Source organism: Paenibacillus sp. FSL R10-2771, from assembly GCF_038000205.1.
GTDB lineage: Bacteria > Bacillota > Bacilli > Paenibacillales > Paenibacillaceae > Paenibacillus_AQ > Paenibacillus_AQ phytohabitans.
Window position 1 is genome coordinate 2,946,697 of the sequence record NZ_JBBOBM010000001.1, and the last position, 16,908, is coordinate 2,963,604.

Annotated in this window: 20 protein-coding genes and 1 riboswitch; of the genes, 18 read left to right on the top strand and 2 right to left on the bottom strand. The window is 51.4% G+C overall.

Features of this window, described 5'->3' with window-relative positions; translation table 11 throughout:
* Positions 1 to 29: 29 nt before the first annotated feature.
* The 3 genes from NSU14_RS12845 to murB all read left to right on the top strand — a co-directional run bounded on the left by NSU14_RS12845 (position 30) and on the right by murB (position 2,770).
* Positions 30 to 836: an ABC transporter ATP-binding protein gene (locus tag NSU14_RS12845; RefSeq protein ID WP_039298947.1), complete on the top strand. Its 807-nt coding sequence runs from the start codon at positions 30 to 32 to the stop codon at positions 834 to 836.
* Positions 837 to 878: 42 nt separating this feature from the next.
* Positions 879 to 1,688, top strand: a complete 810-nt coding sequence (locus NSU14_RS12850; RefSeq protein ID WP_340945177.1) for a (2Fe-2S)-binding protein — start codon at positions 879 to 881, stop codon at positions 1,686 to 1,688.
* A 167-nt stretch (positions 1,689 to 1,855) separates the two neighbouring features.
* Entirely contained in the window at positions 1,856 to 2,770 is a 915-nt protein-coding gene (murB, locus tag NSU14_RS12855) for a UDP-N-acetylmuramate dehydrogenase (protein WP_336101458.1), read from the top strand.
* A 138-nt stretch (positions 2,771 to 2,908) separates the two neighbouring features.
* Here the strand turns inward: murB and NSU14_RS12860 are convergent, their stop codons facing one another.
* Positions 2,909 to 3,244: a hypothetical protein gene (locus NSU14_RS12860; protein ID WP_039298941.1), complete on the bottom strand. Its 336-nt coding sequence runs from the start codon at positions 3,242 to 3,244 to the stop codon at positions 2,909 to 2,911.
* 243 nt (positions 3,245 to 3,487) lie between these two features.
* Here NSU14_RS12860 and NSU14_RS12865 point away from each other — a divergent pair, with 243 nt between their 5' ends.
* The 12 genes from NSU14_RS12865 (at position 3,488) to NSU14_RS12920 (ending at position 12,355) form a co-directional block, all read left to right on the top strand.
* Positions 3,488 to 4,228, top strand: a complete 741-nt coding sequence (locus tag NSU14_RS12865; RefSeq protein ID WP_042137733.1) for a ZIP family metal transporter — start codon at positions 3,488 to 3,490, stop codon at positions 4,226 to 4,228.
* Between the two features lie 90 nt (positions 4,229 to 4,318).
* Positions 4,319 to 4,362: riboswitch (PreQ1 riboswitch) on the top strand.
* Between the two features lie 175 nt (positions 4,363 to 4,537).
* The gene (gene queF / locus NSU14_RS12870) at positions 4,538 to 5,038 is read left to right on the top strand and encodes a preQ(1) synthase (RefSeq protein ID WP_340945182.1); all 501 of its coding nucleotides are present in this window, start codon (positions 4,538 to 4,540) and stop codon (positions 5,036 to 5,038) included.
* Positions 5,039 to 5,086: 48 nt separating this feature from the next.
* Complete coding sequence (queC, locus tag NSU14_RS12875; protein ID WP_340945183.1) at positions 5,087 to 5,749, top strand: 7-cyano-7-deazaguanine synthase QueC; 663 nt, start codon at positions 5,087 to 5,089, stop codon at positions 5,747 to 5,749.
* Entirely contained in the window at positions 5,749 to 6,231 is a 483-nt protein-coding gene (gene queD / locus NSU14_RS12880) for a 6-carboxytetrahydropterin synthase QueD (protein WP_039298931.1), read from the top strand. The genes queC and queD overlap by 1 nt, the downstream gene beginning before the upstream one ends.
* Positions 6,224 to 6,946, top strand: a complete 723-nt coding sequence (queE, locus tag NSU14_RS12885; RefSeq protein ID WP_340945187.1) for a 7-carboxy-7-deazaguanine synthase QueE — start codon at positions 6,224 to 6,226, stop codon at positions 6,944 to 6,946. Before queD ends, queE begins: the two co-directional genes overlap by 8 nt.
* 216 nt (positions 6,947 to 7,162) lie before the next feature.
* Entirely contained in the window at positions 7,163 to 7,324 is a 162-nt protein-coding gene (locus NSU14_RS12890) for a hypothetical protein (RefSeq protein WP_340945189.1), read from the top strand.
* Positions 7,325 to 7,396: 72 nt separating this feature from the next.
* Positions 7,397 to 7,795, top strand: a complete 399-nt coding sequence (locus NSU14_RS12895) for a VOC family protein (protein WP_052421903.1) — start codon at positions 7,397 to 7,399, stop codon at positions 7,793 to 7,795.
* Between the two features lie 18 nt (positions 7,796 to 7,813).
* Positions 7,814 to 8,341 carry a cysteine hydrolase family protein gene (locus tag NSU14_RS12900; protein ID WP_340945194.1) on the top strand — a complete coding sequence of 176 codons (528 nt, stop codon included), beginning with the start codon at positions 7,814 to 7,816 and terminating at the stop codon, positions 8,339 to 8,341.
* Complete coding sequence (locus NSU14_RS12905) at positions 8,338 to 9,156, top strand: VanW family protein (RefSeq protein ID WP_042137725.1); 819 nt, start codon at positions 8,338 to 8,340, stop codon at positions 9,154 to 9,156. Before NSU14_RS12900 ends, NSU14_RS12905 begins: the two co-directional genes overlap by 4 nt.
* 88 nt (positions 9,157 to 9,244) lie before the next feature.
* Positions 9,245 to 10,381: a zinc-dependent alcohol dehydrogenase gene (locus NSU14_RS12910; RefSeq protein WP_340945197.1), complete on the top strand. Its 1,137-nt coding sequence runs from the start codon at positions 9,245 to 9,247 to the stop codon at positions 10,379 to 10,381.
* Between the two features lie 157 nt (positions 10,382 to 10,538).
* Complete coding sequence (locus NSU14_RS12915; RefSeq protein ID WP_340945199.1) at positions 10,539 to 11,453, top strand: DMT family transporter; 915 nt, start codon at positions 10,539 to 10,541, stop codon at positions 11,451 to 11,453.
* A 65-nt stretch (positions 11,454 to 11,518) separates the two neighbouring features.
* The gene (locus tag NSU14_RS12920; protein ID WP_340945202.1) at positions 11,519 to 12,355 is read left to right on the top strand and encodes a class I SAM-dependent methyltransferase; all 837 of its coding nucleotides are present in this window, start codon (positions 11,519 to 11,521) and stop codon (positions 12,353 to 12,355) included.
* Between the two features lie 509 nt (positions 12,356 to 12,864).
* On the opposite strand, the gene NSU14_RS12925 is transcribed toward NSU14_RS12920, so the two are convergent.
* Complete coding sequence (locus tag NSU14_RS12925) at positions 12,865 to 13,794, bottom strand: LysR family transcriptional regulator (protein WP_052421901.1); 930 nt, start codon at positions 13,792 to 13,794, stop codon at positions 12,865 to 12,867.
* 260 nt (positions 13,795 to 14,054) lie between these two features.
* Here NSU14_RS12925 and NSU14_RS12930 point away from each other — a divergent pair, with 260 nt between their 5' ends.
* The 3 genes from NSU14_RS12930 (at position 14,055) to pstA (ending at position 16,897) form a co-directional block, all read left to right on the top strand.
* Complete coding sequence (locus tag NSU14_RS12930) at positions 14,055 to 15,002, top strand: phosphate ABC transporter substrate-binding protein PstS family protein (RefSeq protein ID WP_042137717.1); 948 nt, start codon at positions 14,055 to 14,057, stop codon at positions 15,000 to 15,002.
* 99 nt (positions 15,003 to 15,101) lie between these two features.
* Positions 15,102 to 16,004 carry a phosphate ABC transporter permease subunit PstC gene (gene pstC, locus NSU14_RS12935; protein WP_039298909.1) on the top strand — a complete coding sequence of 301 codons (903 nt, stop codon included), beginning with the start codon at positions 15,102 to 15,104 and terminating at the stop codon, positions 16,002 to 16,004.
* Positions 16,001 to 16,897, top strand: a complete 897-nt coding sequence (pstA, locus tag NSU14_RS12940; protein WP_042137714.1) for a phosphate ABC transporter permease PstA — start codon at positions 16,001 to 16,003, stop codon at positions 16,895 to 16,897. Before pstC ends, pstA begins: the two co-directional genes overlap by 4 nt.
* Positions 16,898 to 16,908 lie beyond the last annotated feature (11 nt).

Below are 16,908 nucleotides of genomic sequence, written 5' to 3' on the forward strand. Positions count from 1 at the left end.
AAAAATTAAAATCCTGAGGAGTGAGTATCATGTCGGAACGTTTGAATACAGAACAGCTGAGTATCGGATACGCAGAGGCAATGATTGTAAAGGGGCTGAACCTGTCACTTCCGACAGGGAAGATTACAGCGCTGGTTGGAGCGAACGGCTCAGGTAAATCGACTATCCTGAAGACGATGGCACGCATCATGAAGCCGAAGAGCGGCAGCGTCATGCTTGACGGCAAATCCATTCATAACCTGTCCACCAAAGAGGTGGCCAAGCAGCTGGCGATTCTGCCGCAGAATCCTACAGCACCTGACGGTCTTACTGTATCTGAGCTTGTGGGTTACGGCCGCTACCCCCATCAGAAGGGCTTCGGCACCATGACGCCTGAAGACCGCAGCATTATTGCCAATGCAATCGAAGTTACCGGTATGACAGAGTTCCATGACCGACCGATTGACCGGCTCTCCGGCGGACAGCGTCAGCGGGCCTGGATTGCCATGGCTTTGGCGCAGCAGACAGATATTCTGTTCCTTGACGAACCGACGACATTCCTGGATATGGCCCATCAGCTGGAGGTGCTGCAGCTGCTGCAGAAGCTGAATGAAGAAGAAGGCCGGACGATTATTATGGTGGTACATGATTTGAACCATGCATCCCGTTATGCGCAGCATATGGTAGCGATCAAATCCGGCAATGTGATCAGTGAAGGTGCGCCGGTTGATGTAATGACACCGGTAGTTCTGCGTGAGGTATTCGGCATTGAAGCCGATATTGTGCCTGATCCGCGTACCGGAGTGCCGCTGTGCCTCCCTTACGAGCTGGCTGCGTACAAGGCAGCGGGACTATAAGCGCGAGCTGTGCAGGCTAGTGGAGCGGAGAGGGGCAGTGCAATGAATGAACAATTGATTAAGGAATTCACCACTAAGTTTGACCTGCATCCTGCGGTACCGGAGGGAGCTCTGCACTCCTTCGCTGCAGCTGAACTGGTGCATGAGCAGGGTATGAGGGCATTTGTAGACACTTACGGGCCGTTAATGAAAGCACTGGACGATAAAGCGGTTGCTGCATATTTCGGCGGCTATCTGTCCAATCTGGCGCTTGCGGTTCAGTATTCAGTCACAGGATTCTCCTTCGTTCCTGAGCTCAGCCTAGCGAATCTGGGGATTCATCTCATTCCGGCAGACGGATATTGCCGGATTGCCTTCTCCCTTCACGCGTGGAAGACTGAGCAGGCTCCTGAGGAACAGCAGAGCAGGGACGCGTGGCGAAATGATGTGTTTGCCCGCTTTTATCAAGAGACTGCCGGGCCGCTGGTACGCTGTATTTCACAGGTGAGCGGTTTATCACCTGGTGAGATATGGGGACAGATGCCGTCCAAATTCAATTATTATGTGGAGTCCTTTGCAGCCGGAATTACCGATCCTGCAGTGCTTAAGCGGATTGAAGCAGATTACAGCTATCTGAAAGATGAACTGCCTGCTGAAGTATTCCAGATGCCCCGGAATCCGTTTCATGTGAAGGTACGGAGAATTGAATCGCTCGTTGACCCGGAGCAAACTGTACAGATGCGCAACCGCTGCTGTATGTACTACCGGACAGAAGGCGGCCGTCTATGTTATACCTGCCCCCGGATGAAAGAAGAGGAACGTGCAGCGAGAAGGGAAGAATTCCGTTCAGAGCGTGCTGCGGCCGGAAGTTAGGTTATAAACGGGAATGATGAAACATAATAATGCTGTATGCAGCTTCCAAACAGGCTCCTGTCATTGACAAGGGAGCCTGTTCGTTGTTAAAGTTGTGGTTGCCGCGATGCAGTTGAGGCAGGCAGATGATCACGGTCATCATTTTCATAGAGTTAGGGGCATGATGTATGAATATCGACAACATATATAAGGACCTGCAGCAGCTGGTCACAGCAGGCTCGCTGAAGCGCCACGAGAGTCTTAAGCATCTGGTGTATACCCGGATGGGCGGGGAAGCGGATATTTGGGCTGCTCCGGCAACCTACGATGAAATTCAGAGAATATCTACATATGCGCATGATCATCATATTCCGCTTACTGTACTCGGAAACGGCTCGAATGTCATTATCCGGGACGGGGGTATCCGCGGTATTGTGCTTCAGACCTCCGACATGACGGAAATGGGCATCCGGGACGGACTGCTCTACGCGCAGTGCGGGGCGAAGATTATCGATGCTTCAAGATATGCGCTGGAGCTGGAGCTGACGGGGCTGGAGTTCGCCTGCGGCATCCCCGGCACGGTAGGCGGGGCGCTGTATATGAATGCCGGAGCTTACGGCGGTGAGGTTAAGGACGTGCTGCAAAGTGCACTTGTGATCGACAAGGACGGACAGCTTATTACTATGCAGGGCGACCAGCTTCAGTGGGGATACCGCAAAAGTATCTTTGCCAGCGGAGAGTATATTGTGCTGGAGGCCAGATTTGCGCTTCAGCCGGGTGATCCTGCTGCGATCAAGACCTCCATGGATGAGCTGACCTATCTCCGCGAATCCAAACAGCCGCTGGAATATCCTTCCTGCGGCAGTGTGTTCAAGCGGCCGCCGGGCCGCTATGCCGGCCAGCTGATTCAGGAGAGCGGCCTGCAGGGAACACGCATCGGCGGAGCGGAGGTATCTCGCAAGCATGCCGGATTCATCGTCAATGCGGATAATGCGACAGCCAGTGACTACATCGGACTGATTCAGCATGTGCGTTCAACGGTGAAGGAAAAATTCGATGTCGAGCTGGAGACGGAAGTTGAGATTCTCGGGGAAGAAGCATAAATCAGCTAATAAATTCTTGTATCTGAATCAATAGACGTGTGTAAGGCCATGGGTGTGTTTCACCCATGGCCTGTATGTGTCTCAAGTAGAGGGGAAATAAACATGACGCGCACAACTTTCCTGTAATACTTAGATCATTCAGCTTAAGGCTAAGGAATATTTCGCTCTGTCCGTCTCCAGCTCGACATTATCCTCAGCTACTGTATTCAGCTTCAGCCCGCTGACCGCGATCTCATAATTAGGCTGCGGAAGCGGCACAAGCTCACCGTCTGCATTGAGTGTATTTCCCGTTCCCCGCAGAATCAGTGCACTGCCCAGGTATTCATCAAGAACATCCTCGGCATTGCGGTAGTCTACGGTGTCCAGATTAAAGTGAACTGTATCCAGATCATCCAGCTCCTGCTTCTTGATCACCAGGGTTGCATGCTCCTGCGCCTCCAGCCAATCGATAAGTTTCTGTACGTTTTGTTCCATATAGGATCCCATCCTTTGGTTAGTAAGAGATTGATAATTCTAAGTTACCCTTTTCCGGGCAAATGAATCCATCGTATTTATTAATGATATTAATAATTAACATAATGAATAATATATAAGCGTAAAAGAATAGATCTCGAATAGGTGCCCGCCGGAAGATGCATTGTTTGCAGTTCCCCATTAGGGTGTAAACTACATCTATGCACTTCTATTAACAATACATAAACGGGGAAGGTGAGCATAATGTGGGGTGCATTGATGTGGGGCGCCATTTCCGGCTCAGCTGTGTTACTCGGGGCGCTGCTCGCTCTGTTCCTGTCCATTCCCACCAAGCTGATCGGCTTCATTATGGCTTTCGGGACAGGCGTACTTATTGGAGCAGCTGCTTATGAACTGCTGGAGGATTCCGCGAGTGACGGCGGGCTGACCCCGACGATCATCGGTTTTACCGCAGGAGCGTTGGTGTTCACGCTGTTTGACTGGTATATCTCGCGGAAAGGCGGAGCCGGCCGCAAACGCTCAGCCAGAGCATCAGGGAAGACGGAAGCTAAAGGCGGGAGCGGCATGGCTATTTTTGCCGGAACGGTACTGGATGCTATTCCTGAGTCGATCATGATCGGGGCCAGTCTGATTGCCGGCCAAGGTGTAAGTCTGCTGCTGGTTATTGCTATTTTTATCAGCAATATTCCGGAAGGGCTGTCGAGCACGGCAGGGCTGAAGCAGGACGGCTACGGCAAAAGAAAAATTATGCTGCTCTGGCTCGGCGTACTGGTAATCTCCACCCTGGCTTCAGGCGCTGGCTATACATTTATGGACCATGCAAGCGGGTATACGGAGGCGATGATTGCTTCTTTTGCCGGGGGCGGGATTATCGCGATGGTCTCCTCTAGCATGATGCCGGAAGCCTATGAGGACGGTGGACCGCTAACGGGATTTATCGCCGCCATGGGGCTGCTGTGCTCGCTGATCCTGGATCAGCTGTGAGGGTTGTCAAGCCTCCGGCAATCATGGTATAGTTCAAGACGCACCATATGTATAGTCATAAGCACAAAGAAGGAATCTGCGCGCGCAAGCGCAGGAGAGGTTCGCAAACTCCCTCTATAAAAAACTAAGACCGCTACAGGCATGAGCAGCTTTCCGGATATCCGGGGGCTTAAGGAGTACGGGCATTTGCCTGTACTTATTTCTTGTTATGCCGCGCGTGTCTCATCTTAGTAGAGCCAGGTTTTCGAAATCTCGTTCTTCTTTCCAGTTCAGGCCGTGAGCCTAGGGAAAAGAGAGGGGTTTTTTGTCATGTCAGAAGGCAGACTGAAAGAGGAAATGCAGGAGGTTACCCTGCTGGGTAATCAAGGTACGAAGTATAATTTCGGCTATGCTCCGGAAATTCTGGAGGCGTTCGATAACAAGCATCCCGGCCGTGATTATTTTGTCAAATTCAACTGCCCGGAGTTCACCAGCCTGTGTCCGGTTACCGGACAGCCGGATTTCGGTGTGATGTACATCTCGTATATTCCTGATATCAAAATGGTTGAATCCAAATCCCTGAAGCTCTATCTGTTCAGCTTCCGCAATCACGGGGATTTCCATGAAGACTGTGTCAACATTATTATGAATGATCTGATCTCGCTGATGGAGCCCCGCTACATTGAGGTCTGGGGCAAGTTCACGCCGCGCGGCGGCATTTCCATCGATCCTTACTGCAACTGGGGGCGTCCGGGAAAGAAATATGAGGGCATGGCCGAGCACCGGCTGATGAACCACGACCTGTATCCCGAGAAAGTGGATAACCGTTAATCCGGGAGATCCGCAGCACACAGAACAATAAGGAGGAGAGAACTTACGATGAATAAAAAAGCACTGGTCGTCTTCAGCGGCGGCCAAGACAGCACCACCTGTCTGGTATGGGCTTTGCAGCAGTTCCAGGAGGTTCAGGTGGTTACTTTTAATTATAATCAGCGCCATGCGGCAGAGATCGAAGTCGCCAAGGAGATTGCCGCGAAGTTTGGGGTGAAGCAGCATATTCTCGATCTGGGACTGCTGAATCAGCTGGCCCCGAACGCGCTAACCCGGGACGATATCGAAATCGCTGCCGGGGAGGGCGAGGAGCTGCCGAGTACATTTGTAGACGGACGGAACCTGCTGTTCCTGTCCTTTGCAGCGATTCTGGCCAAGCAGCTGGGCTATAGCAATATCATCACCGGTGTCTGCCAGACGGACTTCAGCGGATATCCGGACTGCCGGGATGTGTTCGTGAAATCACTGAATGTTACACTTAATCTGTCGATGGATTATGAGTTCGTGATTCATACCCCCCTGATGTGGCTGGACAAAAAAGAAACCTGGAAAATGGCCGACGAGCTTGGCTATTTCGACTATATCAGTGAGCAGACTCTTACCTGCTACAACGGGATTATCGGCAGCGGCTGCGGCACCTGTCCGGCATGTCTGCTGCGCCAGCGCGGCCTTGAGCAGTATGAGGCGGAGCGCCAGGAGGCTGGACTATAATGCTGGGCGAAGTATCTGTCTGCAAAATCTTTACCTTTGACGCCGCCCATCAGCTGATAGGGCACAAGGGGAAATGCAGTAATCTGCACGGGCATACGTATAAGCTTGAGGTTGTACTGAAGGGCGTTCCGTCCGTGGAGCACGGCCAGTCGGATGAGGGGTTTGTCATCGATTTCAGCGATATCAAAGCGACGGTGAAGCAGCTTGTAGTCGACCAGCTGGATCATGCTTTCCTGGCCATGGGCAATGAGCCTGTACTGGAGACACTTACGGCTACTGGCTCCAAGGTAGCACTGCTGTCGTTCCGTACGACGGCGGAGAACATGTCAGCATACATCGCTTATGAGCTGAAGCGGGCTTCCTTACCGGTCTATTCGGTCAAGCTGTGGGAGACTCCGACCTCCTGGGCGGAGGTGCTGGCGGCAGACATTCCGGAAGCGGGGCCGTCTTACCGTCTGTACGGAGGCTGCGACCATGAGTAAAATACCCGTTATCGAAATGTTCGGCCCGACGATTCAGGGGGAAGGGGCGGTCATCGGTGTCAAAACGATGTTCGTCCGCACCTACGGCTGCGATTACCGCTGCGGCTGGTGTGATTCCGCCTTCACCTGGGACGGATCGGCGAAAGATAAAGTAACCCTGATGGAACCGCAGGAGATTCTCGCCGGGCTGCTTGAGCTGGCAGGAGATAATTTCAATTGCGTAACCATCTCCGGAGGCAATCCGGCGCTTATCGGGGAAGCCATGGGTGAGTTCATCACCCTGCTCCACGAACGCGGTATCCAGGCGGCCATCGAGACACAGGGCAGCCGCTGGCAGGATTGGTTCAGTGATGTCGATGTGCTGACGATCAGCCCCAAGCCGCCAAGCTCCGGGATGAAGACCGACTGGGATAAGCTGGATGAGATTATGCTTAGAGTCGACAGCAGCGGCAAGGCTGCCCATAGCCTGAAGGTGGTTGTTTTTAGCCAGGAGGATTATGAATATGCCCGGAAGGTACATTTCAGGTACCCGGAGGTCCCGCTGTTTCTTCAGCCGGGGAACGAAAATGTCACCGAGGAAGGCGACATTTCAGGCCGCCTGCTGGGCCGGCTGGAATGGCTGTTTAATCTGGTGATTGCCGACCTGCAGATGAACAAGGCGCGGGTGCTGCCGCAGCTTCACGCACTAATCTGGCATAATAAGCGGGGCAAGTAAGGCTTGCGCATTATATATTGAATGAAGACCGAACCTCTGCGATGCGGAGGTCCGGTCTTTGTGTTATAGTCCCCCGGTCCGCCTGCTCTTCCTTCGGGGTGCCGGTACCCAATACCTTTTAATGTAATTATTAGGATTAATGTAACAAGCGGAGGTGCATCACCCATTCTAGGCGTAATATTCTTGATGGATGATCAAGTATGAGGGGGAATTGAAATGGAGAACGGATACTACGCAGGCTGGGGAACGCTGGCACTGATTAATGCGGGAATTGCCCAGGGGAAAAACCGGAGCGGATTAAACTGGTTTCTGCTGTCATTGCTGCTGGGACCGCTGACTACCTTTATCCTGGTGATCTCGGATAAGCTACCAGAGTGAATTATCAGTTATAATATTAGGGAGTATTAGTGCTTAAACGCCATGGTTACAGCATCTGGAGGAGGGAATGAAATGGAATTCAAAAGCCCGCAGATTAATCTGTATGTCACAGATTTAGCCCGTTCAAGAACTTTCTATGAAAAGCTAGGGTTTAAGTTGACTTTCACTGCGGAAATCGAGGGTGAAGCCGTGCATCATGAACTTGTGCTGGATGGCTTCAAGCTGGGGCTGGCCAGCAGGACTTCAGCGAATAAGGTACATGGGCTGACGCCTGGAACCAACACTGGCAGCGAGCTGGCCCTCTGGACAGAGGATACGGATCTGGCGCTTCAATACCTGCTGGAGAACGGCGGTACACTTCTTTCGGCAGCACATGATTTCCTAAATGATCTGCGATCCGCATGGATAAATGATCCGGACGGCAATCCGGTCCAGCTGGTATGCAGAAGAAAGTCTGCAGCAGGAGAATAACAGTCCGGGGAGGAATTGATGATGTCAACCGCATTACTGATTATTGATGTTCAAGAGGCGATGTTTGCTTATCCTGATATGAAGCTGTTTGACGAAGAAGGGGTTCTGGAACGGATCAGCTCGCTGCTGGACAAGGCCCGCTTAGCCGGGGTTCCGGTGATTTACATCCAGCATACTGAAGAAGAGGGGGAATTTGTGAAGGGGATCCCTACCTGGGAGATCAGCAGCCGCATTGCACCGCAGGCAGGGGAGACGATAATCGAGAAGACAACTCCGGACTCCTTCCATCTCACCGGGCTTCAGGAAGAGCTTGAACGGCTTGGAGTGACGGAGCTGATTATCTGCGGGATGCAGACGGATTACTGTGTAAATGCCACCAGCAGACGCGCACATAGCCTTGGGTATTCCAGCGTCCTGGTCAAAGATGCACATAGTACCTTCGATGATAACCATCTCACAGGTGAAGAAATCGTGAAGCAGCATAATGATGCGCTTGGCTCCGGAATTGCTGCGCTGCGCTCGGAACAGGAAGTAACCTTCCGATGAATCCGGTAATTACCGCAATGAAGCCGATCCGCCGCTCCAGGCTGAGATTATTTGCCGGCAAGCGCTATTTTATCTGGAAAAGATATTGGAAATGGATCACAGCACGGGGCAGGCTCGCCAAGGAACTTCGCCCGGAAGCTCTGCCTTATGAGGCGGCCAGCCATGCCACACCTCTGCTTCGGAGCCTGCGTAATGTCGATATGCAGCTGCAGTATAATAAAATAACGAATTTGCGCCTGGCTGTTGCCAAGCTTGACGGACTCGTCATCCGTCCCGGCGAGACTTTCTCCTATTGGCGGAGTATCGGAAAGCCGACCCGCAGGAAGGGATATCTGGATGGAATGGTTCTGCATTATGGCGGCTTCCGGTCCGGAACGGGAGGCGGACTCTGCCAATTGTCGAATCTGATCTACTGGATGGCGCTGCATACACCGCTCACGGTTACTGAACGGCACCGGCACAGCTATGATGTTTTTCCCGATGAGCAGCGGACACAGCCTTTTGGCAGCGGGGCCACCTGTTCCTATAACTATCTGGATTTGCAGCTTAGAAATGATACGGAGTACACCTACCAGCTGAAGCTTCATCTGGATGAGACCCATCTGCACGGGGAGTGGCGTTGTGACAGCCGGCAGCTCTACAATTATGAGGTCTATGAAGACGGCCATGTGATCAGCCTGGAGCCGTGGGGAGGATATGTACGAAGTAACGCTATCCGCCGCAGGGTGCTTACCCATACAGGAGAGCTCGCGGGTGATGAGGCTGTCGCCGAGAACCATGCACTGATGATGTATTCTCCGCTGCTGCACGGATAAAGCCGGAGGATTTGGGGTTATAACATAGTGTAGCGTGAATTTACAGCTGCGATGTCCATACCCAACTTCTGAAGGAGTGACTCTCAACATGAAGGCAGTAACCTATCAGGGCAAGAAGAAAGTCGAGGTTAAGGAAGTCGCTGATGCGCGGCTTGAGAAAAAGGATGATATCATTGTCCGCATTACCTCAACCGCCATTTGCGGATCGGATCTGCATATCTATAATGGCGAAATCCCCGGCATGCATGATGATTACATTATCGGGCATGAGCCTATGGGAATAGTGGAAGATGTGGGACCGGAGGTCACCAAGGTAAGGAAGGGTGACCGTGTCATTATCCCTTTTAATGTAGCCTGCGGGCAATGCTTCTTCTGCCAGCACGAGATGGAGAGCCAATGTGACCACGCGAATGAAGCCAAGGATACCGGCGGCTATCTGGGCTATTCGGATACTTACGGCGGATTCGCCGGTGGGCAGGCCGAACTGCTGCGTGTACCGTACGGAAATTTCGGCCCCTTTGTCGTTCCGGAGGATGCTGAGATGGAAGACGAGAAGCTGCTGTTCCTCTCGGATATTGTACCTACCGCCTGGTGGGGGGTTGAGAATGCCGGCGTGAAGCCCGGAGATACCGTAATTGTGCTCGGATGCGGGCCGGTAGGTCTGCTGACACAAAAATTCGCCTGGATGAAAGGCGCATCCCGGGTCATTGCCGTCGACCATATCCCATACCGGCTGCAGCATGCGAAGCAAACGAATAATGTGGAGATTTTTAATTTTGAGAAAATTAAAGAGTTCGAGAAGCACATGAAGGAGATCACCCGCGGCGGGGCCGATGTGGTCATTGATTGTGTAGGTCTCGACGCCAAGAAGACGGTTGTAGAAAAGGTGGAGACCACATTAATGCTGCAGGGCGGCTCACTAGGGGCGTTCCGTATCGCCTCAGAGGTGGTCCGCAAATTCGGTACGATTCAGCTTGTAGGGGTGTATGGGCTGAACTATAATATGTTCCCGCTAGGTCATCTGTTTGAGCGCAATATTACGCTGAAGATGGGACAGGCTCCGGTCATCCATTATATGCCGGCGCTCTACAGGATGATTAAGGAGAATAAGTTCGATCCTACAGATATCATCACCCACCGGCTGCCGATCAGCAGAGCAGAGCATGGCTATAAGGTGTTTCAAGAGAAGGAAGAGGACTGTATCAAGGTTGTACTTAAGCCATAGATACAGATGCTTATTAGCACTGGTATAGCTCGTATGAGGCATGGAACCCGCTGAAAGACGGATTCTATGTCTCTTTTAATGAAAAATGCTGCTTTTTTCTGCAATTTGCGTTAAATTAACATAATGAGTCTTACAAAACACGAAGGGGCAACTACGTATGATTCCCAAAAAACCGCCCGTTCCCGTACCGCTGCTGATGGTGATCGGAATTGTGGCCATATCCTTTTCTTCTATCTTCATTAAATGGTCGTCTGCTCCGGTGTCGGTTCAGGGGATGTACCGGCTGCTGTTCACCTCACTGCTGATGCTGCCGTTCGCCCGCCGCTATAGCGGAGCAGCTTGGGCGCTGCGCCTGAAAGACTGGTTGCTGCTGGGCGCTTCCGGTGTAATGCTGGCCCTTCATTTTCTGCTCTGGATGGGCTCGCTGAATTACACGTCAGTGGCCAGCTCGACAATGATCATGGCTCTGGAGCCGTTATTCATTATGCTCGGTGCGTACATACTGTATAAAGAGCGAAACAGCGCCTCTGCTATGCTGGGTATGGCTATTGCAATCTTTGGGGTTGTCTTTATCGGCTGGGGCGATATCGGATTGTCCGCCGAGAACCTGAAGGGTGACATGCTGTCGGTTGGCGGAACGGTAGCTGTAGCCGCACATTTACTAATCGGTCAGAAGCTGGTGGCGCATATGCCTTCCTATTTGTACAGCCTGATTGTATTCATCTCTGCGGCCATCGTATTTGCTATTTACAATCTGGTAACAAGTACACCTTTCTTCGCTTATCCCGCCCGGGAATGGGGCATCTTTGTCCTGCTGGCGGTGGTACCAACCGTATTCGGCCATATTCTGTTTAATTGGCTGCTGCAGTATGCATCAGCGACTACAGTATCGATGAATATTCTGGGAGAGCCTGTCGGCGCTAGCATTCTTGCTTTCCTGCTGCTGGGGGAACAGTTGAGCGGTTTACAATGGGCAGGAGGTGTGCTGGTCATGGCCGGCCTCGGGGTCTATCTGTATTCCGGACGCAGGAAGGCGCTCAAGCTCCAGGAAGCTCTGCCTAATGCGTCATAATGCGTTAGAACGGTGGAGCGATGACATTTTTTTCACAGAACATATATAAAGGGGTAACGAACGTAATGAATGAACAAGATCAGAACGAACCTTCAGGTCTAAACGGCGGGGCTGCTCCTTCCAGTGAAGAATTGTGGAATGAGGATACCTATGCGGCATGGACTAGCCGGTTCGGATCACCAGCCGAGGCAGCAGAGAAGCTGGTCAAAGATCCGGCTGGGAAGCTGTTCCCGCTGAATGCCTATATGGGAGATGTGCAAGGCCGCAAGATTATGAACCTGATGGGTTCGAAAGGCATGAAGGCGGTAGCGCTGGGGCTGATGGGGGCAGAAGTGACGGTTGCTGATTTCTCGGAGGCGAATGGGCGTTATGCTGCTGAACTGGCGCAGGAAGCCGGAGTGAAGCTGGATTATATCGTCTCAGATGTGCTGGGACTGCCTGAAGCCGTCTTGGACGGCTCGTATGACCTGGTGTTTGCGGAAATGGGAATTGTCCACTATTTCACTGACCTGGCTCCGTTTATGACTACGGCATACCGGCTGCTGGCACCCGGCGGGAAGTTCGTACTGCGCGATTTCCACCCGGTAACGACCAAGCTGATCTCCTCCAAGGGTTCAACTGCCAAGGTGCGCAAGCATAAAGTGAACGGTGATTATTTCGATACGGCACTGGAAGAGAAGCAGGTGTCCTACTCCAAGTATATGCCTTCTTCCGGAGAAGCAGCGGGGGCAGACAGACCTAATGTAGTCTACTGGCGGCGCTGGACACTCGGCGAGATTGTAACGGCTGCTGCGGCCAGCGGGCTTGTTATTCAGGAACTGGTGGAAGAGCCCAACCTGTCGTCGGATGTATATGACAAGGGAATTCCCAAGACCTTCACTCTGGTGGCGGGAAAAAGATAATAAACGAAGTGGAAACGGCTTTGCCGTCCTTTTTTAAAGACAGCAAAGCCGTTTCAGCGGGAAATAGCAGTAATTTATAGTGTGAAACCTAAGAAGTCATATGTTTCAAACAAACGGTATCTCTTGAAGCACGGTTACGTTCGTGCGCTAAGGGATACCGTTTTTGTTATGTAAATGTAAATTTCAATTCTTTACATTTGATTCGTTACGGCAGAATGGTGACTTCATAGTACGGTACTAGTGAGTGAAGTGTTGTACGTTTTACAACTTTGATGTATGGATAGCCAGGTGTTCAGATCGATTGTTGTATGAAATACAAGAATAATCCTGCTCAGCCGCTTGGAAAAGATGAAATGCTGCCTTTTTTACAACAATTTTAGTTTCGGGTCAATATAATGAGGGAATTGTTTCATTATGGGCAGGATTTTATATAAAGTTACCAGATTCCTGCTCAGGAATGCGGATAATCTGGAAATCCCTGCGATGACATCCACCGCCCGGAAGTCCAGCTATTCACTGGATATCAGATCTTCGCGCTGGTCCTCCTCCTGTAATCCGTCACTGCCTGCCATTCCGGCAAAAGCCTTCTGTAGCGGGGAGAGGGTGTAGTCTTTGCGCCAGGCCAGCACAAATGCACCATCCCCGGGATGAAGTCCCGGCAGCGGGGCATAGGCCAGACTTCCGGCCGCCACCTCGGCCTCAATCCCTGATTTGGAGAATACTCCGACCATCCCGCCGCCGCTAATCATACGTTTGACCGCCTCCGGCGAGCTGAGTACGGCATGGTTCCACACTTTCACATGATTGAGCTGCGTCCACTTGTCGGAGATTCCGCGCAGGAAGGAGGCGGCTTCATGCTGCACCCAGGGTTCTCTTGCTGCCGTTTCTACCGTAATTTCCTGCGCTCCGGCAAAAGGATGTCCAGGCGCAAAAATCAGCACCGTTTCATCTCTGGCAATCACTTGAGTATGGAAGGAATCATCCTGTCCGTCCGCACTGTGCAGCACAGCCAGCTGAATCTCCCGGCTCCGCAGACGCTCCCTGACAGCATCATCCGGCAGTATGGACAGGAACACATCAATTCCATCATGCAGGCCAGTGAATTGGGACAGCAGTTTAGGCACAAGATAATTACCGGGGATGTCGCTTGCTGTAAGCTCCAGATTCCCCGACGCCAGAGAGGTAAACTGCTTAACTGTCCGCTCTGCTTCTGCCGTCAGCGATACAATCCGCACAGCATATTGATACAGGGCGCGTCCGGCATCGGTCAGCAGCACCCGGCCGCTCCGGAACTGGAACAGTGAAGCGCCAAGCTCACTCTCGAGACTCTTCATATGGAAGGAAACGGTCGGCTGCTTAAGTCCCATCTCGGCGGCTACGTCCGTTACCTTTTTATATTTTTCAATCAGGACTACAATTTGTAATTTCACAAAATTCATGCTGATTCCTCCGGTTAGATGGCGATAAATTAGCGATTGTTGCTTATATATAGATTATATCTATGGCGTTATTCATAATCTATTATAACTTTTATCTTCCGCTTTACAAACTCAGTACTTTTACATAACGAACGAGCCCTAGAATAAGAAGAGTCAGAAGAGAAGCTGACATGAGCACAGACAATGCTTCCAAAGTGAGTTTTGTACGAAGCAGACCAATGAAGCAGACACTCACAAAACCTTTAGGAGGAAAAAAAACAATGCAATTCAGAAAATCTTGGATCATGGCTTTGGCTTTAACAAGCGTAGTAGCACTTTCGGCATGTGGCAACGGGGGAAATAATGCGGCAACCAATAACGGAGGCAATGCAGCTGCAACAAATACACAAAACAGCAGCGGCGCCGAACTAAGCGGATCTATCCTGGCTTCGGGCTCCACAGCACTTCAGCCGCTCGTAGAGCAGGCAGCAGAGAAATTTATGGATGCCAATGCAGGCGTGGATATTCAGGTTCAAGGCGGCGGAAGCGGAACAGGCTTGACACAAGTAGCTGAGAAGCAAGTGGATATCGGTAACTCCGACGTATTCGCAGAAGAGAAATTGAAAGATGCTGATGCAGAAAAAGCGGCAGCGCTGGTTGATCATCAGGTAGCCGTTGTAGCTATCGCAGCAGTAAGCAATCCGGATGCAGGCGTAGATACACTGACTAAGCAGCAGCTGGTTGACATCTTCACTGGCAAAATCAAGAACTGGAGCGAAGTCGGCGGCGCTGACCAGGCGATTCAGATCATCAACCGTCCTGCAAGCTCAGGTACACGCGCAACCTTCGAGAGCTTCGCGCTTGGCACCAAAACGGATGATCTTCCAGGATCTATTCAAGAGGATTCCTCCGGTACTGTTAAGAAAATTATCGGCGAAACACCGGGAGCTATCGGTTACCTGGCTCTGTCCTACCTGGACGATTCCGTTAAAACCTTGAGCTATGACGGCGTTGAACCTTCTGTAGACAACGTAATTTCCGGTAAATATCCGGTATGGGCTTACGAGCACATGTACACTAACGGTGAGCCGAATGAAACAGTAAAAGCATTCCTGGACTTCATGATGACTGACGAAGTACAGACAGGTGACGTAGTAGAGCTTGGTTACATCCCGGCTTCGCAGATGCAGGTATCCCGCGATGTAGCAGGAACTGTAACAACTAAGTAAGTACTACAGATTCATTCACAGGTATCATCCATTAGAACTTCATGTGATTAGAGGCGGATTTCTTCTGCCTCTCTTTTCACTTTAGAAAGAGGGAGCATCTTGAGGGTAAAACCAAAGAAAACGCGGTTTGAAAAACATCATATAGAGAATTTTATCGGACGCGCTTATATGTCCTTTTGTGTACTGCTATTGATTGTAATCATTGTATCGATGGTTTATTTTGTAGCCTCTAAAGGAATTGCGAACTTTGTAAGCGGTGAGGTTAAGGTTTCCGATTTCCTGTTCGGCACAAAATGGTCGCCTGAAGCGGATACGCCTTCTTATGGAGCTTTTCCGTTTATAGCCGGTTCCTTCCTGGTAACACTGCTTGCCGCGCTTATCGCAAGTCCGCTTAGCATCTGCGCCGCATTATTTATGACTGAAATCGTCCCTGGGTGGGGCAAAAAACTGCTGCAGCCGGTTATTGAGCTGTTGTCAGGTATTCCGTCTGTCGTATACGGATTCGTTGGCTTAAGTGTCATTGTGCCTTTTCTGCGGAATACATTGCCCGGACAGGGCATCGGGGTTGCTGCAGGCGCGCTAGTACTGTCGGTGATGATCCTGCCGACCATTACCAGCGTGGCTGCAGACGCGCTTGCTTCTTTGCCGCAAAACTTGAAAGAATCCTCATTTGCGCTCGGTGCCACTCGCTGGCAGACGATCTCCCGTGTCATTCTCCCGACGACCTTCCCGGCTATTATGACGGGGGTGGTACTGGGGATGGCCCGTGCATTCGGTGAAGCACTTGCTGTACAGATGGTTATCGGTAATGCTCCTTTTGTGCCGCGTTCGCTGTTCGAATCCGCGTCTACTCTGACCAGTGTTATTACGCTGGGTATGGGGAACACGACGATGGGTTCACCGCAGAACAACGCGCTATGGAGCATGGCTCTCGTGCTTATGCTGATGACATTTGTATTCGTATTGCTTGTTAGAATGCTCGAAAGGAGAAATAAAATTTGAAGCCGAGAACAGCAGACAAAATTGCCACTGCTATTATTGTAACGTTCGCTTTGCTTATCGTAGCTATTCTGGTTGGCCTGCTTGGATATATCCTCATCCGCGGGATGAGTCATATCAGCTGGGACTTTCTGACTTCGGCACCACAGAAGATCCGTGCAGGAGGCGGGGTAGGACCTCAGCTCTTCAACTCCCTGTTCCTGCTGGTGCTGACCCTTATTATTACTATACCGCTTGGACTTGGAGCGGGGATATTCATGGCAGAATATGCCCGTCCCGGCAGACTGACTAACTTCATCCGTCTGGTTGTGGAAGTGTTATCTTCCTTCCCGTCCATCATCGTCGGTCTGTTCGGTCTTTTATTGATCGTCAATACCTTCAATCTCGGATTCTCCCTGATCTCGGGAGCACTCGCGCTTACCTTCTTCAACCTTCCGCTGATGGTTCGTATCACCGAGCAGGCTTTCCGCACGGTGCCTAAGCAGCAGAAGGAAGCAGGCTTCGCGCTTGGTTTATCCAAGTGGAAGATTGTGACTTCGGTACTGCTCCCGGTAGCTCTACCAACGATCATTACGGGAACGATCCTGTCCGCCGGACGCGTCTTCGGTGAAGCGGCGGCATTGATGTTCACGGCGGGGATGAGCAGTCCGCGTCTGGACTTCAGCAACTGGAATCCGCTTAGTCCTTCTTCACCGCTTAACCCGTTCCGTCCGGCAGAAACACTGGCGGTTCATATCTGGAAGGTCAACAGCGAAGGTCTGGCGCCGGATGCGCTGCAGATCGCAGCAGGTGCTTCGGCAGTGCTGGTGCTGACCGTATTAATCTTCAACCTGGCTGCCCGTTACTTCGGCAGATTCATCTACCGCAAGCTTACCGCTTCCAAGAGAATGAACTAGGCTAATAAGAA

Excerpts from the sequence above, each read along its gene's own strand:
- NSU14_RS12845 (WP_039298947.1), top strand. The coding sequence starts at position 30 with ATGTCGGAACGTTTGAATACAGAACAGCTGAGTATCGGATACGCAGAG.
- NSU14_RS12850 (WP_340945177.1), top strand. The coding sequence starts at position 879 with ATGAATGAACAATTGATTAAGGAATTCACCACTAAGTTTGACCTGCAT.
- murB (WP_336101458.1), top strand. The coding sequence starts at position 1,856 with ATGAATATCGACAACATATATAAGGACCTGCAGCAGCTGGTCACAGCA.
- NSU14_RS12860 (WP_039298941.1), bottom strand. The coding sequence starts at position 3,244 with ATGGAACAAAACGTACAGAAACTTATCGATTGGCTGGAGGCGCAGGAG.
- NSU14_RS12865 (WP_042137733.1), top strand. The coding sequence starts at position 3,488 with ATGTGGGGTGCATTGATGTGGGGCGCCATTTCCGGCTCAGCTGTGTTA.
- queF (WP_340945182.1), top strand. The coding sequence starts at position 4,538 with ATGTCAGAAGGCAGACTGAAAGAGGAAATGCAGGAGGTTACCCTGCTG.
- queC (WP_340945183.1), top strand. The coding sequence starts at position 5,087 with ATGAATAAAAAAGCACTGGTCGTCTTCAGCGGCGGCCAAGACAGCACC.
- queD (WP_039298931.1), top strand. The coding sequence starts at position 5,749 with ATGCTGGGCGAAGTATCTGTCTGCAAAATCTTTACCTTTGACGCCGCC.
- queE (WP_340945187.1), top strand. The coding sequence starts at position 6,224 with ATGAGTAAAATACCCGTTATCGAAATGTTCGGCCCGACGATTCAGGGG.
- NSU14_RS12890 (WP_340945189.1), top strand. The coding sequence starts at position 7,163 with ATGGAGAACGGATACTACGCAGGCTGGGGAACGCTGGCACTGATTAAT.
- NSU14_RS12895 (WP_052421903.1), top strand. The coding sequence starts at position 7,397 with ATGGAATTCAAAAGCCCGCAGATTAATCTGTATGTCACAGATTTAGCC.
- NSU14_RS12900 (WP_340945194.1), top strand. The coding sequence starts at position 7,814 with ATGATGTCAACCGCATTACTGATTATTGATGTTCAAGAGGCGATGTTT.
- NSU14_RS12905 (WP_042137725.1), top strand. The coding sequence starts at position 8,338 with ATGAATCCGGTAATTACCGCAATGAAGCCGATCCGCCGCTCCAGGCTG.
- NSU14_RS12910 (WP_340945197.1), top strand. The coding sequence starts at position 9,245 with ATGAAGGCAGTAACCTATCAGGGCAAGAAGAAAGTCGAGGTTAAGGAA.
- NSU14_RS12915 (WP_340945199.1), top strand. The coding sequence starts at position 10,539 with ATGATTCCCAAAAAACCGCCCGTTCCCGTACCGCTGCTGATGGTGATC.
- NSU14_RS12920 (WP_340945202.1), top strand. The coding sequence starts at position 11,519 with ATGAATGAACAAGATCAGAACGAACCTTCAGGTCTAAACGGCGGGGCT.
- NSU14_RS12925 (WP_052421901.1), bottom strand. The coding sequence starts at position 13,794 with ATGAATTTTGTGAAATTACAAATTGTAGTCCTGATTGAAAAATATAAA.
- NSU14_RS12930 (WP_042137717.1), top strand. The coding sequence starts at position 14,055 with ATGCAATTCAGAAAATCTTGGATCATGGCTTTGGCTTTAACAAGCGTA.